Genomic DNA, 16,930 nt, shown 5'->3' on the forward strand with positions numbered 1-16,930 from the left:
GCCTTTCCTTACTGCGACGCGGGGATGCCCTGGCCGATGCCGCCGTCGATGGTCAGTCTGGCGCCGGTGGTGAAGGTCGCGTCGAAGGCGAGGAACAGCACGGCCGCGGCGACTTCCTCCACGGTGCCGTGCCGCTTCATCGGGGTCGCCGCGTCGCCCATCTTCATGAAGGCGTCCCGGCTCTCGTCGGTCATGCCGACGATGCCCATCGTCGGGGTGTCGATGAACCCGGGGCTGACCACGTTCACCCGGATGTTCCTGGGTAGCAGGGCGCCGGCGATTCCCTTGGCGAACGCCCGGACGGCGGCCTTGGCTCCGGAGTAGACGGTCAGGGCGTCTGTCCCGCCTTCGTCGGCGATGGACGTGGTGAAGACGATCGAGCCACCTTCGCGGATGAGGGGAGCCAGCCGCTGGGTGGTGAAGAACGCGCCCTTCGTGTTGGTGTCGAAGCTCTGGTCGTAGGACTCTTCGGTGACCTGGGAGAAGGGTTCGAGCTTGGCGAGTCCGACGTTGACGAACAGGAAGTCGATCTGGCCGAGCTTGTCTTCGACGTGGTCACCGAGCGCGCGGATGTCGGCCATGCTGGTGACGTCGGATCGGACCACGTGTGCGGCCGGGGACGCGAGCCGGGTCCGCGCGGTTTCGATGTTCTTCTCGTTGCGGCCGGTCAGCAGGACTTCCGCGCCACCATCGAGGAGTGCCTGCACGACCGCGAGTCCCATGCCGTGCGTTCCGCCCGCGACGACGGCTTTCTTGCCCGAATACTCGTTCATCGTCTACTCCGTGGTTTTCTTGATCAGATCGACCATCCCGGCGAGATCGCGGCCGTGGGCGGACTGTCCGATGAGGTCTCGCAAGGGGATGAGCAGGTGGGACAGCAGGGCTTCGTCGACCTTCCGGGAGTTGCTGGCCGTGACGATGTTGGCGATGGCCACCGCCTGCATGTCCGGTGGGGAATCGGATTCTTCGGCCGTCCGCGTGCTGGTGTCGTTTCGCTGGGCGAGCTGGGGGAGCGCGATGGTCGTCGCGGTCAGCCAGGGGGCCAGCAGGGACGAGGCGAACTCCGCCGGATCGGCTTTCTCCGTGCCGACGAGGGCGAGTGCGTGGCTCGCCCCGGCGAACTGGCCGTACATCGCGCTGAGCAGGGCCAGGTCGTAGAGCGACGCCAAGCCGGGGTCGGTGCCGACGTACGTGGTGGTGCCCAGCCGGTTCAGCGTCTGCTCGTACTCGTCGAAAACGGGCCGCGAGCCGCTGTAGAGAACGCGGGCTTCGGGTTGGCCGATCATCGGAGGCACGGCCATGATCCCGCCGTCGAGATAGCCGGCACCGCGTTGGGCGGCCCAGTCGGCGGTCTCCCGGGCTTGAGCCGGAGTGCCGTTGGTGAGGTTCAGCACTGCTCGGCCCGCCAAGGCGTCGCCTGCCGGTTCGAGGACTTCGTGCAGGACGGGGTGGTCCAGCAAGCAGACGACCACCAGAGGGCCGGCCGTGACCGCCTCGGTGATCGTGGCCGCCCGCATCGCGCCGTCGGCGACCAGGCTGTCGGCGTTGCCCGCCGAGCGGTTCCACACGGTGGTGGGGTGGCCGGCGGCCAGGAACGCGGCGGCCAGCGCCTTGCCCATCGCGCCGAGGCCGATGACCGTCACTGGGACGGGTGGTTCGTGCTCGTTCACGCAAACTCCCTTCGGGTCTGTGAACACCACCCTTCGAGTCGCCACACCGGGTCCGGTCCAGGTCCGGTCTAGGTCGGGTGCGCGTCGATCCCGGCAGTGGTTCGCCGGATACCGTGGTGTCGTGCGTTTCGGAGTGCTCGGTCCGCTGGCCGTGTGGACTGCCGACGGGGTGCGGGTCGAGGTCCGGGAGTCGAAGGTCCGTGCGCTGCTGGCCGCCCTGCTGATCCACGAGGGCCGTCCGGTGTCGGCCGATCGGCTGATCGATGATCTGTGGGGCGAGCGGCTCCCGCTCAATCCCAGAAAGACCCTGCAGACGCGGATCTGGCAGCTCCGGCGCGCGCTGGACGAAGCCGAGCCGGGAGCGCGGGACCTGGTGGTGTCCCAGCCGCCCGGATACCTGCTGCGGGTCGACCCGGTCAGCGTGGACATGGGTCGGTTCCGGGACCTGGTCGCACAGGCACGGACCAGTGGCGACGCCCGCGCCCGGGCCGAGTTGTTGTCGGATGCCCTGCGGCTGTGGCGAGGGACGGCCTTCGCGGACTTCCAGGACGCGGAGTTCGCCGGGCATCTCATTCAGCGCCTTGAGGAGGAGCGGCTGGTCGTCCTGGAAGAGCAGGCCGAGGCGAGGCTGGAGTCGGATGACCGGCTCGCCGCCGAGCTTGCCGGCGAGCTCGGCGAACTGACGGCCCGCCACCCCCTGCGGGAACGGCTGTGCGCGGTCCACATGCGTGCGCTGTACCTCGCCGGGCGCCAAGCCGAGGCACTGGCCGCCTACGACCGGCTGCGCCACCGGTTGGCCGAGGAACTGGGCCTCGACCCCGGCCCTGGACTAGCTGCCCTTCACCAGGCGATTCTGGAACAGGCCGACCACCTCGGCCGCACCGCTGGCGCCGCGCCACGGACCAATCTGCCCACTCCGCTCAGCGCTTTGATCGGCAGAGCGGACGTCGTCAGCGCGGTGCGTTCGAAGCTGGAGACGGATCGGTTGGTCACGCTGACCGGCCCCGGCGGTGTCGGCAAGACACGGGTGGCCGTGGAGACGGCCGGCAAGCTGGTGGATGCCTTCCCCGACGGCGTTTGGCTGGTCGAACTGACCAGGTTGGATCGCCGGGACAGCCCGCGGACGTCAGCGGAACTGACCGAACTGGTGGCCGCGGTCCTCGGCGTCCGCGATGACGCCGCAACGGCCGCTGGTCCCGTTTCCTTGCTCGAGCGGCTCATTGGCGCTCTGAGGACGAAGCGACTCCTGCTGGTCCTGGACAACTGCGAGCACGTGATCGACCCGTCCGCCGAACTTGCCGAGCGGCTGCTGTCGACCGCGCCGGGCCTTCGAATCCTGGCGACCAGCAGACAACCGCTCGCGGTCGGTGGCGAGCAAGTGTGGCCCGTGCCGCCGCTGGAGCCACCGCCGCCCGGGTCGGCCATCGAAGCGGTGCGCGAGTTCGGCGCGGTCCGGCTGTTCCTGGCACGAGCGAGCGCCGCCGTGCCCGGGTTCGATCTGACCACGGACAACGCCGAGGCCATCGCCACGATCTGCCGGCGGCTCGACGGAATTCCCCTGGCTCTGGAACTGGCCGCCACTCGGATCCGGACCTTGGGCGCGCGGGAGCTGGCCGCGCGAGTGGATGACCGGTTCCGGTTGCTGGCAGGCGAGAACCGGGGAGCACCGGTCCGTCAGCGGACGTTGCGGGCGATGATCGACTGGAGCTGGGAACTGCTCACCGAGGCCGAACGCGTCGTGCTGCGCCGGCTGTCCGTCCACTTCGGAGGTTGCACCATCGAGGCGGCCGAAACCAGCTGCGCCGGCGGGGGAGTGCGGACGCGGGAGGTCCTCGACCTGGTCGCCCGGCTGGTGGACCGCTCGCTGATCGTCATGACCGAGACCGCGGACGGTCCTCGGTACCGGCTCCTCGAATCCGTCGCGGCCTATAGCCAGGAACGTTTGCACGAAGCGGGCGAGTCCGAACGAATCCGGCGGCGCCACCGCCAGTATTACCTCGACCTCGCCGAACGCGCCGAGCAGTACCTGCGAGGCAGGCAGCAACGACACTGGCTGCGGCGTCTCGACATCGAGGCCGCCAATCTCCACCGCGCGCTCGAAGACGCGATCGAGCGCGACGAAGCAGAGCCTGCCCTCCGGCTGGTCAACGCGCTGGGCTGGTATTGGTTCCTGCGCGGACGGCTCGGCGAAGCACGTCGAACCCTGAACCTGGTGCTGCAACTGGAGGGAACGGCGCCCGCGGCCACCAGGGCCATGGCGACGGTATGGCGAGCGGGCATCGCACTGCTGATCCGCGACGCCACCGATCCGGACACGGTCGAGCCGAGCCGTGTGCTGGACACGGTGTACGAGTCCGTCGCCGACCCGGCGGAACGAGCGTGGGCAGAGTGGTTTCTCGGCTACGCGCAGGGCGGTTTCGGTGTCCCGGCAACGACCGGTGATCGGCTTCTGCCGGCCTACCGTGCCGTCGGCGACAAATGGGGTGTCGCGGCCGTCCTGATCACGAACACATTCGCCCTCGCCCAGGGTGACATCGTGGAATCCGGCAGGCTCGGCCGCCAAAGCCTGGCTCTCTTCGAGGAACTCGGCGACAACTGGGGACAGCTGAAGGCCAGACAGGCCCTCGCCACACTGGCCGAAATCAGCGGCGACTACGAACACGCCGCCCGCCTTCGCGAGGAGGGACTCCGCAACGCCGAAGACCTCGGGTTGTGGACCGAGGCGGCATACGAACTGTCGGGACTCGGCCGCAGCGCCTTGCTGGCAGGCGACTACACCACAGCTGAGGAATTCCACGTCCGGGCGATGCGCCTGGCCGCCGAACAGTCCCACCAGTGGGGCGTCCAGTACGCCGAAGTCGGCCTCGCGCTCGGCGCCCGCAGACAGGGCAAGCTCGACGCCGCCGAGACGCATCTGCGCAACTGGCTCGACTGGTGCCGGCGCTGGAAGGGAAACCCCGGCCTCGCACTGATCCTGGCCGAACTCGGCTTCATCGCGGAACAACGCGGCGACGCCGCGGCGGCGCTCGCCCTGCACCTGGAAGGTCACGCGGCAGCACAGGCCACCGGCGACCGACGGGCGATCGCGCTCGCACTGGAAGGGCTGGCCGGAGCGCACTCGCTCGCCGGACATCATCACCGTGCCGCCCGCATGCTCGGCGCGGCCGGCACACTCAGGAACACCGCAGGAGCACCATTGCCACCCGCGGAACACGGTGACATCGATCGGATCACCACCAGGGTCAGGCACTCCCTGGGCGAGGACGTCTTCGCCACCGAATTCGACCATGGCAAGAAAACGCGACGACCGCGATAGATTCTCCTGGAACGGCGATTCCGGTCCAGGCAAGGAAACGATTGCCGCGAGTGTCAGTCCGTGCCGGATACCAGGCCGATCCGGTAGGCGAGGACGACTGCTTGGACGCGGTCCCGCAGGTCGAGTTTGGTGAGGATCCGGGACACATAGGTCTTCACCGTCTCGGAGGAGATGACCAGTGCCGCGGCGATTTCGGCGTTGGACAGGCCGGCGGCGAGGTGTTCGAGCACTTCCAGCTCGCGGGGCGTCAGCGTCCGCACGACGTTGTCTCGTGCGGGGCGGGAGGTGTCGGTGGGGCGGAGCCGGTCGGCGAAGTGGCCGATCAGGCTTCGGGTGACCGCGGGGGCCAGCAGGGACTCGCCGCGGGCGATCGTGCGGACGCCGTCGACCAGTTGCGCCGGCGGTGAGTCCTTGAGGAGGAACCCGCTGGCGCCGGCGCGAAGTGCCTCGTACACGTACTCGTCGACGTTGAACGTGGTGACGACCAGCACCTTCATCGGTGCCTCGACGCCGGGGCCGGTCAACAGGCGGGTCGCCTCGATGCCGTCCAGGACAGGCATGCGGATGTCCATCACGATCACGTCGGGGCGCGACCGCCGCGCGGTCTCCACCGCCGCACGGCCGTCGGCCGCCTCGCCGACGACCTCGATGTCGGGCTGTGCGGAGAAGATGGTGACGTACCCGGTGCGCACCAGTTCCTGGTCTTCGCAGATCAGCACCCGGATCGGCTCGGTCATAGGTGGCTCCCTGGAATCATGGCCCGGACACGGAAGCCGCCGTCGTCGGGCAGGGCACCGGAAACCAGTTCCCCGCCGAGCATGCGCACACGTTCCCGCAGTCCTGTCAGGCCTCGGCCACCGGATGGTGTGGCCGTGGCGCCGATCGCGGGACCGAGGGTGATCACCTCGACCTCGATGTGGTCCGTGCCGTGCCGCACCAGGACCTTGGTCGGGTTTCCGGTCGCGTGTTTGAGCGCGTTGGTGAGCGCCTCCTGTACCACGCGGTAGGTGGTCAGCTCCACGTCGACGGACCGCGGTAGTTGCTCGCCCTGCTCGGTCCACTCGACGGGCTGACCCGACAGCCGGGCCTGTTCGACCAGATCGGCGACCTTTCCCATGGCCGGTGTCCGGTCCGCGGTCCTGGATTCGCCGGTCGCCTCGAGAATGCCGAGCAGGGACCGCAACTCGGTCAACGCTCGGCGTCCGGTGTCGCTGATGGCGCGCAGGCCCGTCCCGGTCCGGTCCGGCGCGGACTCGAGCAGGAACTGCGCCGCGTCGGCCTGAACCACCATCGCGGTCACGTGATGGGTGACCACGTCGTGCAGATCCCGAGCGATGCGAGCCCGTTCGGCGGCCGCGGCCACCTCGGCCGTCAGCCGTCTCCGTTCAGCCTCTTCCGCGCGCCATCGACGCATACCGGTGCCGGCCAGCCAGATCACCACCAAGACGAGATAGAACGCGAGAAAATCCGGAAACCGTTGCGGTGAGCCAAGATTGTGCAGTGCCACGGTGAGCACCGCATAGCCCGCGGTCAGCACCGCGGCAAGCCCCCGGCGGAACCGCACCAGGTGCGCGCCTGCGGCGTACAACGCGAGGAGAATCCCCACCTTGCCGAACGTGTCCGGGTAGCTCAGCACCTGACCGATCGCGAACGCGGAACCGACGATCGACAGGCATACGGCGGGCATGCGGCCGCGTACGGCGAGCGGCAGGCACATCGCCAGCGTCAGCGCCGCGCCGACCACCGCGTCGATGCCGCCCGTCCCGCGCCGAGGGAGATCGCCGATCTCCGGGCCGATGTGGGCGACGGTCGGCGCGAATGCCAGCACGGTCACCACCGCCGCCAACGCACTGTCTTTTGTGGACGATGGGAGGTCTCGCCACCCGTCGAGTGCGGTGCTGAGGCGGGATGCCGCGCTGGCAAGCATTCGGCGAGCTTAGCGCCGCCGCAGGGGCACGAGGTTGCCGCGCTTGTGCGCGGCGATGAGCATGGGCACGGCGAGCAGCAGGCTCACGAGGACGGGAATGATCGACCCCTCGATACCGAACTGGCCGCCGGTCACCAACTCCGGGCCCGTCGGTTCGGCGATCAGCAACCCCGGCGACGCGTGCCCCGAAACGGGGAGGCCGAGCAGCCCGACGGTGGTGTTCCAGGCGAAGTGCAGGCCCACGGCCGCCCAGATACTGCGCAGCCACAGGAAAGTGGCACCCAACAGGACACCGGCCTCGACGGCGATCGCGAACCCGGTCCACAACGTGGCGCCGGGATTGGCCAGGTGGATGGCACCGAACAGCACCGCGGTGCTCGTCAGCGCGAACCAACTGCCTCCCAGCCGTTCCAGCCCCTGCAGCAACAGGCCGCGGAAGAGCAGTTCTTCGGTCACCGCCGCACCGAGTTGCACCGCCATGATGCTCACGACGGTCGCCACGGCGCTACCGGACGCCCAGGTGAACGAGAACTCGGTCATCACCATGAGCACGGACACGGCGATGAACAGGAAGCCGAGCCCGATGCCGAGCAACGCCAGGGTCCCGGCCCGTGCCCTCGCGATCTCCGGCGTGTTTCGCCGCGCGACGTAGCGCATCACCGCCCAGTAGACGGCGACCGCGGCCACCGCGCCCACGGCTGCCAGCACCGGCGGCCCACCCGAGGACAGCGCCGACACGCCGCCGACACCGACCGCCCCGATCAGCGTCCAGACGAGCGGAAACCGCAGGATACGGCCCGCTCGCCCGGGCTGGTGATCCGTAGGTGCGATCGAACTCGTCTGCATGGCGACCTCCAGAAGAACCACGGCCGCACGGATGGCGACCCGCCGGAAACGCTAGAAGCGCACCGGCGCAGGCGAATCACCAGCGAGCGGACGATCCGGGTAGCTCTCACGGGGGACAGGCGGTTCCCGGCTACGTCGCAAGTGCGCGATACGGTCGCACGACGGCTTCGACGAACGCCGCGACCTGCTCGTCGATGTGCACCTTCCCCTCGGAGTCGTTCTCGACGAGGAACAGTCGCCCGGCGACGCTCTTCTGGGCCTTCAGCAGAGCGAAGTCGTCCCTGTTGTAAAGGGTGTCCGCGGCGTTGCTGGGCAGCCGGTGCTCGTCGGACACCTCGAGAGTGATCACTTGTCCCGCCACCGAGATCTTCGGTGGCTCGCCCCGCCTGGCCAGCCGGGCGGCGCGCTCGGCGTCGGAGGCGCGGACGTGGACGATCTGCGACGCCGCCAGGACCTCGTCGCCGAACACCTGAAGTGCTCCGATCGTGTCGGCCCTGGCGAATTCGACGATCGTGATCGGGTTGCTCCGGCGGTTTTCCCACACACGATGGCCGAGCGTGTGCAGGGCCGGCCGGAGATCGTCCTCGCGCTCCACCTGGAACGCGCCGCCCTGCTGGGCGCTGAAGCCCGCACCGCGGCCGTCGCCGAGGAGCATCAAGGCGTGGAGGAATTCCTGGAAGGCGTAGACGTAGTCGTTCAGCTCGTCGACCTGCATCCGCCATCGCCGAAGCTCGTCGGCGATGGCCCGCCGGACCAGTGACTTGCCGGCGCCCGGCAGGCCGGTGACGAAGATGACCGGCGCGCGGTGGCGGAACGCCAGGTGCCGCAGGACCGCGTCTGCCGCTTTGGGCGAAAGCTGGTACGCCGCGCGCTGCTCTCGGATGCGGTCCGCGAGGCGCGACGATCCGTTGCCCCACTTGCTCCCGGCCAGGAGTTCCCCGGCCAGGAACGATTCGATCGGTTCGGACTCGCTCCACATCTCGTCGAAGTGGCTGCGGAACACCTTGGCGGCAGAGATTTCGTCCAGCCGTTCGGGCCGGTCCTTCCCGCCGTTGCGCCGGTTGAGCACCGTGTGGTGCTCCAAGCCGGAGAACACGTGGTACGAAAGGTGACCCGCGGTCAGTGCGCGGGACACGCGGACCTCGATCCCCGCCCCGAGCAACTCGGCTCCGGCGGTGAGGGAGGCAGGCTCGGTGCGGGTGATCACGCGTACCCCGCGGCGGCCGTTGATCTGCGACCACGCCTCCTGAATCTCGGCGAGCGCGGGAGAGCGGTCCGCCGGCAGCAGATTCGGGACCAGCGCGTCGAGCCGTTCGACGTTGTCGTTCTTGGAGATGACGAGCATCTCCGCCAGGTAGTTCCGCCGGGTCATCCGCTGGGAGAGCCCGGTCGGCAGGCGGGTGCGACGCCACAGGAACCTGACGGTCGCCACGATGAGCGCAACGACCACGCCGCTGGTGACGGGCACGAGGAGCTGGCTCCAGTTCATCGGCGTCCCCGGTCCGCCGTCGCCTCGGTCGTAGCCATGCAGCCTGCCTCTCGCAGGTGTCGGTACTCCAAAGCCAAAGTTTAGGCGCACCGAACTTTATTTTCAAGTATGGCGCACTCTGGGCTTGTTCGATCATTCCCTCTCGTTGCGCGCCCGCGCGCGGGGATCATGCGTGGATGGCATCCGATGACGCGCGTTACCCACCGATCGAGCCGTACGAGTCCGGCATGTTCGATGTCGGCGACGGCCATTCGTTGTATTGGGAGGTGTCGGGGAACCCCGGCGGCAAGCCGGTCGTCGTGCTGCACGGCGGTCCCGGCACAGGGAGCTTTCCTGGGATGCGGAGCCTTTTCGACCCGGCGCGCTACCGCGTGGTCCTGTTCGACCAGCGCAATTCCGGGCGCAGCATCCCTTCGGCCGCCGACCCGGTCGTGGACCTGTCGGCCAACACCACGCAGCACCTCGTCGAGGACATCGAGGCGCTGCGGAGCCACCTGGGAATCACCCGCTGGCTGGTGTGGGGCCGCTCATGGGGCGTGACCCTCGCTCTCGCTTACGCCCAAACGCATCCCGGGCAGGTGACCGAACTGGTGCTCGCCGCCATCACCAAGGGGGACCGACGCGACACCGACTGGATCACCCGCGACATGGGCCGCGTTTTCCCGCGCGAATGGGAACGATTCCGCGACGGTGTCCCCGCCTCCGAACGCGACGGCGACCTGTCGGCCGCCTACAGCCGGTTGCTCCACGACCCGGACCCCGAGATCCGGGCCACGGCCGCACAAAGGTGGTGCGAATGGGAGGACACCCACATCTCGCTGGCCCCCGACGCCACGCCGTTCCTGTCGATCGCCGACCCGGAATTCCAGCTGACCTTCGCCCGCCTTGTCACCCACTACTGGTCCAACGGCTGCTTTCTCGACGAAGGGCAACTGCTGCGCGACATCGAGCGACTCCACGGGATTCCCGCCGTGCTGATCCACGGGCGCTACGATGCCAGCAGCCCACTCGGGATCGCTTGGTCACTGCACCGGGCTTGGCCCGGAAGCGAGCTCGTGGTTCTCGACGACACCGGTCACAACGGCGGCAGCATGACCACCGCGATCATCGCCGCCACCGACCGCTTCGCCCGGAACCGGTAGTCGGTACGGCCGCGCGGGAAAGGAATCGTGCATGACGAGTCGGTTCGAATGGGCGACCATGGACAGCGTGGATCCGCGGCGGCTGGCGGATTTCTGGTGCGGCGTCCTGGGTTACGTCGTTTATGACGACAAGAACGGCGCCGTGGTCGAGATCGGGCCCGATCCGGAGTCGCCGGACGGACAGCGGCTGGCCGCGTTGCGTGGCGGGCCCGCCGTCCCGAACATGGTCTTCGTCCGTGTCCCCGAGGCCAAGGCCGGCGCCAAGAACCGGGTGCACTTCGAAATCTGTCCGATCGACTGTGACCAGCAGACCGAACTGGAGCGGTTGCTCGCGCTCGGCGCGTCCAAGACGGATGTGGGACAGGGAGACGGCCGGTCCTGGGTGGTACTGGCCGACCCGGAAGGAAACGAGTTCTGCCTGACACGCAGCCTCGCGCCGGGGGAGTTCGAGTGACGTTGAGCGCGGTGACGGAGTTCGATGCGTTGCACGGCGGCGGTGTCGGCGGCGGGGACACGCGAGAAGCGCCACGGCTGACGGTCTCGCTACGCCCAGGTCAGCACTCCGTCGTCGCTGATCGTCGCCTGTCCTGACCGCGGCCGGGTGTCCGGTGCGGTGTACTGCTCCAGGCGGTCGGCGGTGTCGGCGAGCATCGCGCTGATGCCGGTCCAGGTCGTGCGGTGAGCGCCGGCTTGGGCCATCCAGTCCATCACGCGACCGTGGTCGGCGCCGGGACGCAGGTCGATGGCGAGGACCGCGCCGTCGACGGCGCGGCAGACGGGGAGCAGGGCTGTGCAGAACCCGAGGACGGGTTCGCCGGCGGCACGCTGGTGGTGTCCGTCGGGATAGCAGCAGTCTTGGTCGGGATAGGCGCTTAGTCTGGCCCATTCCTCCCGTACGCGCGCAACCGTCAGGGGCATGTACACGCCGGGGAAGGTAAAGGCGGTGCGGTAGTCGGCGTCGTCGTCGACGCCGTCCATCAGTCGCCACCACGCCGGCAGATCGTCCGGGAACGGCCGCCCCACCGCGGTCTGCACGGCGCGGATGTCGCTGGCGGGTGCTGGGGGCCGGAGCGTGGCCGCGGTGACCGGTGTACGGCTACGCAGCCAGGTCGTGATCCGTTCCCACGCCGAGTCGATTCCGCCGTTCACCGCCACAGGTTCCTTCCCTTCGATATCTCCGCTGACGGGCCAATCTACGGGTCGGGAGTGACTTCGGTGGCGGTACTCGTGATCTGCCAGAGTCCGGTCGCGAGCCCCCGGTTTTCGGCGGCGGCCGAGCGGCGCGCCGGACCGGCCGGGCCGCGGATCTCGAACGGTCCGGTCGGGCCAAGGTAATCGCCGCCGTCGACCGGTCCGGTGGCGGCGATGAGCTGGGGTGCGATGCCGGCGGTGACCGGCTGGGAGAGGTATCGGTCCGGCAGTACGAGGAGGCGGGACCTCCACGTGCTCCCCCGGGCCAGGGCGTTGGTCAGCAGCTGTGACGTCGTCAGTCCCGGGTGGGCGGCGATCGACAGCACCGGGTCGCCGGCCGTGCGCAGCCGTCGATCCAGCTCTGCGGCGAACAGGAGGTTCGCGAGCTTGGAGGCTCCGTAGGCGCGGGTCGGCGAGTACCGCCGACGCTCCCAATGCAGGTCGGTGAGGTCGAGCCCGCCGGTGCGGTGCCCGAGGCTGGACGTCGTCACGACCCGGGCGGGGCGCCCGCGATCACCGGCTGCCCGCAGCGCGGGCATCAGCAGCCAGGTCAGCGCGGCCGGACCGAGGTGATTGGTTCCGATCTGCAGCTCGAACCCGTCCCGGGTCCGGCTGTGCGGCCCCAGCGATACCGCGGCGTTGTTGATCAGCACGTCGATGCGATCCCCGGTGAGTTCCCGGATCTTCGCGGCGGCGGACCGGACCGAGGAGAGGTCGGCCAGGTCGAGCAGAACGGGTTCGGCCGAACCGGTGCCGCCGATCCCGGCTCGCACCTGGTCGACGGCCGCCGCTCCCCGCGCGGTGTCGCGAACGGTCATCAGGACCCGCGCACCGGCCGCCGCCAACGCGCCGGAGAGGGCGAGGCCGAGGCCGGAGGTCGTCCCGGTGACGACGATGATGCGGCCTGCCAGGTCGGGCAGGAGTAACTCGTGTGACAATGTCATATGAAAAGCCTGCCCGGTTCGGATGACACTGTCAACTAGAATGACCGGTGTGACACGAACCGAGACCGCCGAGGCGACGCGGCAAGCTCTTGTCCGCGCGGCTTCCGAACTGCTTGATCAGGGTGGCCCTGACGCTGTGACCTTGCGTGCGGTCGGAGCTCGGGCCGGAGTCTCGCGAGGTGCACCCTACGGGCACTTCGAGAACAAAGAGCATCTGCTGGCTCAGCTCGCCATCAATGCGTGGGGTTCCCTGGCGGACGACGTCGAGCGCCTTCGCGCGGACGTCGAGTCCACTTCGGACATACGACTGGAGCGAGCCGTCCTGGCGTTGATCGGCGTCGCCCGGCGGTGGCCGCACCGGTACGCGCTGATGTTCAGCGCTCCGGCCGATACCCCTGCCGCCCGGGAGGCCGCGGGCCGTCTCGAGCGCGTGTTCCTGGCCCTGGTCGCGGACATGGTCGGCGAATCCGACGCGCCTCGGTACGGTGCACTGCTGATGTCGAGTGCGCACGGCATGGCGGGATTGGAGCTCAGCGGTCATCTGGCGAAGGACAAGTGGCAGGTCGGTGTGGAGGAACTCGTGCACATGTCGATCGACGCGCTCCGGTGCGGGTGACCCGGGTACTTTGTCCATTGTGGACCGCGACGCCCGGAGGTGGTCTTCCTTGCGTCTCAGGCGGTGAAGGGCCCCTTCGCTGCATCACATGAGGGGAAAGTCCCCTTCGGCTCAAGCGGGCAGGATCGCCGCGTCTCGACTCTGCGGGACCGATGGAGACGGGAGGCGTGATTCGTGCGCGTGGTTGGACTTCGGGAGGAGCAAGAGAACGTGTCACCGCTGGAGGGTACGCAGAAGTTCCTGCGGAACTATGTCGCCGACGCCGGAAGCCTCGACGAGCTGCGTGACGATGCGGCCCGGACCGCGGCGTGGAACCCTCGTCCGATTCGCGCCGCGCTCCGGGCGATCGACGCGCTCATCTCCGATCCACCCCGTGATGGCACGCTGTCCTGGATCGTGGAGTTCGACGCGGGTTGGGTGCTGGACGATCCCAGTGATTCCGGGGCGATCGAGTTCCTGTACCGGATCACGGAGGTGCTGCGCGAAGTCCTCGACCGTGCTCAGCGGTAGCGCCCGGGGTCACTGTTCGTCGGCATGCGGGGCAAGGCTGTTGAGGATTCACACTCGGCGGCCTGTCGACGGGGTATGTCGTGAAACGTATGGCCAGTGCGTCGCAGTACTGTATGGAGACGAATGGGGGGAGGAGGGTTCCTTGGGTACATGATGATCGATAGCGGTAGAAACCTTTGTCGCCGACGGAACTGCGACGAGGTGGAGTTCTGGCTGGGTTTGTGCGTCCAGGACTGGGTGCGGTGGCAGGACGGCCTGGAAGCTCTGGACCTGTCCGACGACGAGAGGCCGGCTCCGCCTCGCAGTGTGTTCGTCGCCCCGGTGCACGCACGCAGCGTGTCGCAGCGGGTGCCGGCGACGGGGTGAGCCGCGTTCGCATCTAAAGGGCCCGGCAGGTCCTGAGGTAGCTGAGGAACGATGCCTGCAGACCGGTCACGTGCGTTTCGCGCAAGACCGCGCTGGTGACGGCTCCGCCGAGTGAGCTGAGGCGGTGCAGGACGGTGGCTGTGTTCACCGTGAGATTTTGGTAGATGGCCAGGTCTCCGAGCAGCTCTCGCTCGTTGAGGGTCACGTGAAGCTTGGCGGCGGGCTGATCTTCACCCCTCTCTTTGAGCTGGGTGAAGATCTGACTGTCTTCACTGGCGACGCCGGGGCTGCCCGCGCCGATGCTCTCGAAGAGGGTGTTGCCGGTGAGCCAGGTGTAGAGGCTGAAGAGGCCGCCGTAGGAGTATCCGAAAAGGCCGTGACCGCTCGTGGCCGTGCCGTAGTCGCGTTCGATCCGCGGATGCAGTTCCGCGGTGAGGAAGTTCAGGAACGCGTCGGCGTGGGTGTCGCGTAGTTCGGCGAGGTAGGCGTCGGATTCCTCGCGTGTCCTCGCGCCCGCTTGAACTCCCATCTCCACGGCGTCGATGAGCTCCTTGGCGATGGGCTCGCCGGGCGGCACGAGGTCTCGGTTGCGCAGCCGATCCCAGTGCTGTGCTTCTTCGCCCGCGTAACCGACGCTGACCTGGATGTAGGGCTGGATCCGCTGCATGGGGTCCGCCTGGGTGACGATGAGCGGAGCCGTCAGGCCCACGGCCCAGTTGCCGTCCAGCACATACACCGCGGGCGTTTGCGTCGTGGCGGGGTCGTAGCCCGGTGGTGTGGTGACCCAGACGCCGTAGTCGTGCCCTCCGCTCGAGCGCATCTCGAAGTAGTCGGTGTCGGCGAGGCAGCCGTGCCACATGGTGCTCATTCGAAGGTCCTTCAGTACGGGGTCGGTCCTCGTGGCCGTCACGAGTGATTTCTTCGCCGCGACGGGTGACCATGGTGGGACCACCATGGCACCGTCTCTTTTCCAATGGATAAACTGTGGGAGTGATCCTGTCAAGCACGGAACGCACCGGCGACGCACGCGAGCGTCTCCTGGCCCGGCTTCTCGACGCCTTCGACGAGGACCTTCCCGCGCCGGAGGTGTCGCTCCGTGAGATCGCCGCCCGGGCCGGGACCAGCCACGCTCTCCTGCGCTACCACTTCGGGTCACTTCCGGGCGTCTTGGCGGCCATGCTCAAGGCGCACCGATCCCGGGACAACGAGGCGCTTTTCGAGGCCGCCCGGCAGGGCACCTTCGACGACCTGGTCGTGGCGATCTGGCGGAACTACACCCGCCCGGAGCAGCTGTCACGTGTCCGCGGCTTCTTTCACGTCCTAGGACTGGCCGCGTACAGCCCGCAGGACTTTCGCGAGTTCATCGACTCGCTCGACGACCTGACCGAGATCCTGGCCTCGCTCGCGGAACGCGAAGGGCTCGACGCCAAGGATGCGCTGACCCTGGCCTCCGTCACGATCGCCGCGATTCGTGGCCTGCTCCTCCAGGAGATCCTGACTCCGGGGGCCGCCTCGGAGGACGCGATCGCCCTGATCCTGCGCATGAGCAAAGGCCGATTTCCACGCACACATCCGTATGACGCGCCCGCCTCAGAGACTGGCGATTCCGGCGCTCAGGGCCAAGGCCGCGGCTTCACCGCGTGAGGTGACGCCGAGCTTTTTCAGCAGTCCGGTGACGTGGAACTTGACCGTGCTTTCGGTGATCCCGAGTGCGACGGCGATGGATTTGTTGCGCTGCCCTTGAGCGACCAGCCGCAGCACTTCGAGTTCGCGGCGGTTGAGAGTCGACGGCAGCGTCTCGTCGGGCCTGCCGCCGGCGGGGTCGAAGGGAACGCTGATGGCGACGTGGCTTCCCCAGTCGGGGAGGGCGTCGATTTCGACGGTGGCGCCGAGGGTTTTCGCGCGCCCGTCGAGTTGCAGGCGGAGTCCGGTGCTGTCGAGGCTGCCCGATCCTTGGTCGCGGACGTCGAGGTGCAGCGCGGTGCTGTCACTCGACCAGGCGACCCGGAGCCGGGTCAGTTCGGGTTGGCTGGTGAAGGTCAGCACCGCCGTGCAGGTCATCGCGCGGGCGGCGTGGGCGATCTCGCCGGGTATCGGCCGCCCGTTCTTCGGCGGGGCGACGAAGTCCAGTTGCGCGTCGTGGTGGCGCAGCATTTGCCGGATTTCCCGCCGCAGCCTGGCGAACGCGGTGTGCACGGGCTCTTCGGACTGGGCGAGATCGGTTTTCTGGGCCGTCCGGAGCGCCACCAGCGCGGCCGAGGCGGTGTCGGTCGCGGCGAGCCGGGCGCGGTGGTCGTCCAGCCGGGAGGACCGCAGGGTGGTGAGGATCGTGACGAGCGCGGTTTCGTGCGCCGCGGCCATTTCGGCGATCGTCCTGGCGCGTTCGCTGGAGGCCGCGCGGGATTCGGCGAGGTAGTCGGGGCTGGCCTGGGTGACCTGTTGCCGGATCGAGGTCGCGACGATGCCGAAGACCTCGGCCAGGGGAGCGGGGTGCGGGAAGCGGGCCCGGCTCGACCGGGGGACGAGTACGAGCAGGGTGCCGATCGGGTCCTGCACGGCCCAGACCGTGCGGTCGGCGCCGCCGAGAGTGGCCGTCGTGGTCACCTGATGGCCGGGTGGCACGTTCGCCTTGAGCGCTTCGAGTTCGGCGATGGTGACCTTGTCGGTGATGTCGCGGGCGCCGGCGACCTTGCGTGGCCGGCCCGTGCACTCCCGGGTGAAGATGACGAGGGCTTGATGCGGCCAGCCGTCGGCGAGGAAGCGGGAGAACCGGTCGGCGATTTCGCGCAGCGGGCCCTCGATGACGTCGCGCAGTGCGGTCAGGTCGGCTGGATCCGGCATCCGGCGAACTTACCTGGTCGAAAGGACAGGATCCACTGGACCGATGACCAGGTCGCGGCCGGGGCCTTCCGG

At 68.6% G+C, this 16,930-nt stretch carries 16 protein-coding genes; 6 read left to right on the forward strand and 10 right to left on the reverse strand.

Going from position 1 to position 16,930, the window contains the following annotated elements:
• Positions 1-8: 8 nt before the first annotated feature.
• Positions 9-773 (reverse strand): SDR family oxidoreductase, encoded by a 765-nt coding sequence (locus tag DMH01_RS32820; RefSeq protein WP_125681677.1) that lies wholly within the window; start codon positions 771-773, stop codon positions 9-11.
• A gap of 3 nt (positions 774-776) precedes the next feature.
• Entirely contained in the window at positions 777-1,670 is an 894-nt protein-coding gene (locus DMH01_RS32825; protein WP_233621746.1) for an NAD(P)-dependent oxidoreductase, read from the reverse strand.
• Positions 1,671-1,791: 121 nt separating this feature from the next.
• Between DMH01_RS32825 and DMH01_RS32830 the strand changes: the two genes are divergently transcribed.
• Positions 1,792-4,986, forward strand: a complete 3,195-nt coding sequence (locus DMH01_RS32830) for a BTAD domain-containing putative transcriptional regulator (protein ID WP_125681679.1) — start codon at positions 1,792-1,794, stop codon at positions 4,984-4,986.
• Positions 4,987-5,039: 53 nt separating this feature from the next.
• Here the strand turns inward: DMH01_RS32830 and DMH01_RS32835 are convergent, their stop codons facing one another.
• The 4 genes from DMH01_RS32835 to DMH01_RS32850 all read right to left on the reverse strand — a co-directional run bounded on the left by DMH01_RS32835 (position 5,040) and on the right by DMH01_RS32850 (position 9,248).
• On the reverse strand, positions 5,040-5,723 hold the full coding sequence (locus DMH01_RS32835) for a response regulator transcription factor (RefSeq protein WP_125681681.1): 684 nt from the start codon (positions 5,721-5,723) through the stop codon (positions 5,040-5,042).
• Positions 5,720-6,832, reverse strand: coding sequence for a histidine kinase (locus DMH01_RS32840; RefSeq protein WP_199745722.1), 1,113 nt, complete (start codon positions 6,830-6,832; stop codon positions 5,720-5,722). The genes DMH01_RS32835 and DMH01_RS32840 overlap by 4 nt, the downstream gene beginning before the upstream one ends.
• A gap of 90 nt (positions 6,833-6,922) precedes the next feature.
• Positions 6,923-7,759 (reverse strand): CPBP family intramembrane glutamic endopeptidase, encoded by an 837-nt coding sequence (locus tag DMH01_RS32845; protein ID WP_125681685.1) that lies wholly within the window; start codon positions 7,757-7,759, stop codon positions 6,923-6,925.
• A gap of 130 nt (positions 7,760-7,889) precedes the next feature.
• A complete protein-coding gene (locus DMH01_RS32850) occupies positions 7,890-9,248 on the reverse strand; it encodes a hypothetical protein (RefSeq protein WP_125681687.1) in 1,359 nt (452 codons plus the stop codon).
• Positions 9,249-9,424: 176 nt separating this feature from the next.
• Here DMH01_RS32850 and pip point away from each other — a divergent pair, with 176 nt between their 5' ends.
• Together pip and DMH01_RS32860 are read left to right on the forward strand one after the other, a co-directional pair.
• Positions 9,425-10,390 (forward strand): prolyl aminopeptidase, encoded by a 966-nt coding sequence (gene pip, locus DMH01_RS32855; RefSeq protein WP_125681689.1) that lies wholly within the window; start codon positions 9,425-9,427, stop codon positions 10,388-10,390.
• 31 nt (positions 10,391-10,421) lie between these two features.
• A complete protein-coding gene (locus tag DMH01_RS32860) occupies positions 10,422-10,844 on the forward strand; it encodes a VOC family protein (RefSeq protein WP_125681691.1) in 423 nt (140 codons plus the stop codon).
• 89 nt (positions 10,845-10,933) lie between these two features.
• Here the strand turns inward: DMH01_RS32860 and DMH01_RS32865 are convergent, their stop codons facing one another.
• Positions 10,934-11,539: an SMI1/KNR4 family protein gene (locus DMH01_RS32865; protein ID WP_125681693.1), complete on the reverse strand. Its 606-nt coding sequence runs from the start codon at positions 11,537-11,539 to the stop codon at positions 10,934-10,936.
• A 44-nt stretch (positions 11,540-11,583) separates the two neighbouring features.
• Positions 11,584-12,525 (reverse strand): SDR family NAD(P)-dependent oxidoreductase, encoded by a 942-nt coding sequence (locus tag DMH01_RS32870; RefSeq protein WP_125681695.1) that lies wholly within the window; start codon positions 12,523-12,525, stop codon positions 11,584-11,586.
• Between the two features lie 49 nt (positions 12,526-12,574).
• Between DMH01_RS32870 and DMH01_RS32875 the strand changes: the two genes are divergently transcribed.
• Positions 12,575-13,141, forward strand: a complete 567-nt coding sequence (locus DMH01_RS32875; protein ID WP_125681697.1) for a TetR/AcrR family transcriptional regulator — start codon at positions 12,575-12,577, stop codon at positions 13,139-13,141.
• A 210-nt stretch (positions 13,142-13,351) separates the two neighbouring features.
• Positions 13,352-13,651, forward strand: coding sequence for a hypothetical protein (locus DMH01_RS32880; protein ID WP_199745723.1), 300 nt, complete (start codon positions 13,352-13,354; stop codon positions 13,649-13,651).
• Between the two features lie 379 nt (positions 13,652-14,030).
• Here the strand turns inward: DMH01_RS32880 and DMH01_RS32885 are convergent, their stop codons facing one another.
• Positions 14,031-14,885 carry an alpha/beta hydrolase gene (locus DMH01_RS32885; RefSeq protein WP_125681699.1) on the reverse strand — a complete coding sequence of 285 codons (855 nt, stop codon included), beginning with the start codon at positions 14,883-14,885 and terminating at the stop codon, positions 14,031-14,033.
• Positions 14,886-15,007: 122 nt separating this feature from the next.
• Between DMH01_RS32885 and DMH01_RS32890 the strand changes: the two genes are divergently transcribed.
• Positions 15,008-15,661, forward strand: coding sequence for a TetR/AcrR family transcriptional regulator (locus tag DMH01_RS32890; protein ID WP_125681701.1), 654 nt, complete (start codon positions 15,008-15,010; stop codon positions 15,659-15,661).
• Here the strand turns inward: DMH01_RS32890 and DMH01_RS32895 are convergent.
• Positions 15,608-16,858 (reverse strand): LuxR C-terminal-related transcriptional regulator, encoded by a 1,251-nt coding sequence (locus tag DMH01_RS32895; protein ID WP_125681702.1) that lies wholly within the window; start codon positions 16,856-16,858, stop codon positions 15,608-15,610. The genes DMH01_RS32890 and DMH01_RS32895 overlap by 54 nt on opposite strands.
• Positions 16,859-16,930 lie beyond the last annotated feature (72 nt).

The sequence above is a fragment of the Amycolatopsis sp. WAC 04182 genome (genome assembly GCF_003947465.1).
GTDB lineage: Bacteria > Actinomycetota > Actinomycetes > Mycobacteriales > Pseudonocardiaceae > Amycolatopsis.

What these genes read in the sequence shown, in the direction of transcription:
- DMH01_RS32820 (WP_125681677.1), bottom strand. Translation starts at nt 773, where the DNA reads ATGAACGAGTATTCGGGCAAGAAAGCCGTCGTCGCGGGCGGAACGCAC.
- DMH01_RS32845 (WP_125681685.1), bottom strand. Translation starts at nt 7,759, where the DNA reads ATGCAGACGAGTTCGATCGCACCTACGGATCACCAGCCCGGGCGAGCG.
- DMH01_RS32835 (WP_125681681.1), bottom strand. Translation starts at nt 5,723, where the DNA reads ATGACCGAGCCGATCCGGGTGCTGATCTGCGAAGACCAGGAACTGGTG.
- pip (WP_125681689.1), top strand. Translation starts at nt 9,425, where the DNA reads ATGGCATCCGATGACGCGCGTTACCCACCGATCGAGCCGTACGAGTCC.
- DMH01_RS32895 (WP_125681702.1), bottom strand. Translation starts at nt 16,858, where the DNA reads ATGCCGGATCCAGCCGACCTGACCGCACTGCGCGACGTCATCGAGGGC.
- DMH01_RS32870 (WP_125681695.1), bottom strand. Translation starts at nt 12,525, where the DNA reads ATGACATTGTCACACGAGTTACTCCTGCCCGACCTGGCAGGCCGCATC.
- DMH01_RS32860 (WP_125681691.1), top strand. Translation starts at nt 10,422, where the DNA reads ATGACGAGTCGGTTCGAATGGGCGACCATGGACAGCGTGGATCCGCGG.
- DMH01_RS32885 (WP_125681699.1), bottom strand. Translation starts at nt 14,885, where the DNA reads ATGAGCACCATGTGGCACGGCTGCCTCGCCGACACCGACTACTTCGAG.
- DMH01_RS32850 (WP_125681687.1), bottom strand. Translation starts at nt 9,248, where the DNA reads ATGAACTGGAGCCAGCTCCTCGTGCCCGTCACCAGCGGCGTGGTCGTT.